This window comes from Pseudonocardia sp. McavD-2-B, from assembly GCF_024124365.1.
GTDB classification, from domain to species: Bacteria; Actinomycetota; Actinomycetes; order Mycobacteriales; family Pseudonocardiaceae; genus Pseudonocardia; species Pseudonocardia alni.
Genome location: NZ_JAMXSG010000429.1, coordinates 1 through 2974 on the forward strand (window position 1 = coordinate 1; position 2974 = coordinate 2974).

Sequence of the window (2974 nt, forward strand, 5' to 3'; positions counted from 1 at the left end):
GCCGCCGCCGAGGCCGCGCGGATCGCGCCGGCCGTCGAGCTGGTGTCGCAGCGCCTGACCGCGCGCGCCGCGACCGTCACCGGCGACGCGCGCGAGGTGCTGGAGGCGACCGTGACGATGGTCGGCGACCCGGCGCTGCTGGAGAGCGCGCAGGCGCTGGTCACCGAGCAGGGGCGGCCCGCCGCGCGCGCGGTGTGGGAGGCCGCGAACTCCTTCGCCGAGATGCTGTCGTCGATGGGCGGCTACATGGCCGAGCGCGCCCGCGACATCCACGACGTGCGCGACCGGATCGTCGCGGAGCTGCTGGGGCTGCCCGCGCCGGGCGTCGCCGACCTGGACGCGCCCGCCGTGCTCGTCGCGACCGACCTGGCCCCGGCCGACACCGCCGGGCTGAAGCCGGGCGTCGCGCTCGCCCTGGTCACCGAGCAGGGCGGCCCGACCAGCCACACCGCGATCCTCGCGCGTTCGCTGGGGATCCCCGCGGTCGTCGGCTGCGCGGGCGCGACCCGGATCGCCGAGGGCGCCGCGCTGACCGTCGACGGCGGTACCGGTGAGGTCGTCGAGGTCGCCACCCTCGACCAGGCCACCGCGTTCGCCGCCGCCGCCTCGGTCACCGCCGAGTGGGACGGCGTCGGCCGCACCGCCGACGGCCGTGTCGTGCCGGTCCTGGCCAATGTCGGCGACGGCGCCGGCGCGGCGAAGGCCGCGGACGCCCGGGCCGAGGGCGTCGGCCTGTTCCGCACCGAGCTCGCGTTCCTCTCCGCGGCCGAGGAGCCCACCGAGGCCGCCCAGCGCGCGGTCTACACCGCGGTGCTGTCCGCGTTCGCCGGCAAGCCGGTCACCGCCCGCACCCTCGACGCCGGCGCGGACAAGCCGCTGCCGTTCCTGTCGCTCGACGGCGAGCCCAACCCGGCGCTGGGCGTGCGCGGCCTGCGGATCGCCCGCGTCCCCGGCAACGGCGACGGCGTGCTGGAGCGCCAGCTCGCCGCGCTCGCCGCCGCGGCGAAGGAGACCGGCGTCGCGCTCAAGGTGATGGCGCCGATGGTCGCCACCGCCGAGGAGGCGCGCTGGTTCGTGCAGCGCTGCCGGGCGCACGGCATCTCCCAGGCCGGCGTGATGATCGAGATCCCGGCCGCGGTGCTCACCGCCGACGAGATCATGGCCGAGGTCGACTTCGTCTCGGTCGGCACCAACGACCTGGCCCAGTACCTGTTCGCCGCGGACCGCCAGTCCGGGCCGGTGGCCGCGCTCAACGACCCGTGGCAGCCGGCGCTGCTACGGCTGATCGGGCTGCTCGGCGAGGCGTCGGCGCGCACCGGCACCCCGGTCGGGGTGTGCGGTGAGGCCGCGGCCGACCCGGGACTGGCCGCGGTGCTGGTGGGGCTCGGCGTCGCGAGCCTGTCGATGGGCTCGGGTGCGCTCGCCGCGGTCGGGGCGACCCTGGCCGGGCTGACGGTGGAGCAGTGCCGGGAGCGGGCCCGTGCGGCCTGCGCCGCGGCCGACCCGATCGCAGCCCGCCGCGCCGTCGCCGCACTCGACGGCTGATCGCCGTTCGTCGCGTTCGTCCTCCCGCTCGGCTGCGCGGTGGGCGGACCGGCGGTCGTCACGCCGCTGGTCGCAGTGACCTGTGGTCCCACCGGACGTACCCGGCCACCGGTTGCCCTCGGCGACCCGCGGTTGTTGGGTCGACACACGGCGTGATCCTGTGTCGCGAACCGGGCGCCGTCCGACGACCGGAGGTCACCCATGTCCGAGGGACCGCTTGCCCACGCCGTACGGGTGGCCTCGGAGCAGGCCTACGTCGACGGGCTGTCCGAGGGCCGCCGCGAGGCCTGGGAGCGGGCCTCGGGCGCGCGCCCGGAGCCGGCGTCGAAGCGGCTGCTCGTGCACCTGTCGCACTCCATCGAGCGCGCGGTGATGTCCGGGCCGCGGGAGGACCCGACGGTCGTCGTCGCGCTGTTCCAGCAGCTGCGCTTCTTCGACCGTGAGCGCGAGGTCTACGCGCGGATGGCCCAGGCCGGGATGCACGTCGTCGTCGCGTTCGCCGACGGCGGGGTGCACGACGTGCCGGACGGCGTCCACCTCGTGGTGCTGGACCCGGACGAGCCGCTGGCGTCGGAGTGGAGTGTCGTCGCGCTCGGGCCCGGGGCGGGTGCGTTCCTGGTCGCGACCGACCAGTACGCCCGCGACCCGCGCGAACGGGGCGAGGCCGGGCGGGTGTTCCTCGGCCGCTGGGGCTACGCCCGTGCCCAGGCCGGGACCGAGCTCGCGCGGCTGCGGTTCGCGCTGGGGGACCGGCTGCCGGCCTCGGTGCGGCGCACGGTCGACGAGCTGCTCGGCTCCTCGATGCCGACCGGCGGCGACCCGGCGGCCTCGGCGGGCACCACCGGAGAGGCCTGGGCGACGACCTCGCTCAACCACATGATCGACCGGCTGCTGTCGGCCCGGGCCGGCACCCGTGAGCTGCGATCCCAGCTGGCCGACGCCCAGCGCGCCGCGGCCGCCCGTGCCGCCGCCGCGGTCGACCCGGCGAGCGGTCTGCCCACCGCCGAGGCCCTGGACCGCTTCGCCGGACCGGCGGGGCCGGAGACGCTGCCCGTCGGCGTCGCGCTGTTCGACCTGCCCGGCCTCGACGGCTCCGTCGTGCACGACGACGACCGCGCCGCCTGGTTCGCCGCCCACCAGGTCGCGGCGGCGATGACCCAGCCGCTCGGCCCGGTCGACGCGGCCCTGCGGCTGTCCGAGCGCGAGTTCGCGCTGGTCGTGCCCGGTGCCTCGGACCGGCACCTGGCCGGTCTCTGCGACCGGGTCGGCGAGCGCCTGGCGCTGGCCTCGCAGGGCTGGCCGGGCATCGCGCTGGCCGGGCGGGTCGCGTTCGCGGTCACGGCGACCCGGCCGCTGCCGCTGGCCGACCTGCGCGAGGCGCTGGCCCACCTTCCCGAGGAGCCGGGCGACGCCGGCCCGGTCGACGCCG

Annotated in this window: 2 protein-coding genes; both read left to right on the forward strand. The window is 77.5% G+C overall.

The features are described 5' to 3' along the window. Positions 1 to 1545 (forward strand): phosphoenolpyruvate--protein phosphotransferase (gene ptsP / locus NH602_RS29720; protein WP_253069545.1); only part of this gene is annotated, 1545 nt, incomplete at its 5' end. 201 nt (positions 1546 to 1746) lie between these two features. After that, on the forward strand, positions 1747 to 2974 hold a 1228-nt coding region (locus tag NH602_RS29725), incomplete at its 3' end, for a DICT sensory domain-containing protein (RefSeq protein ID WP_253069546.1).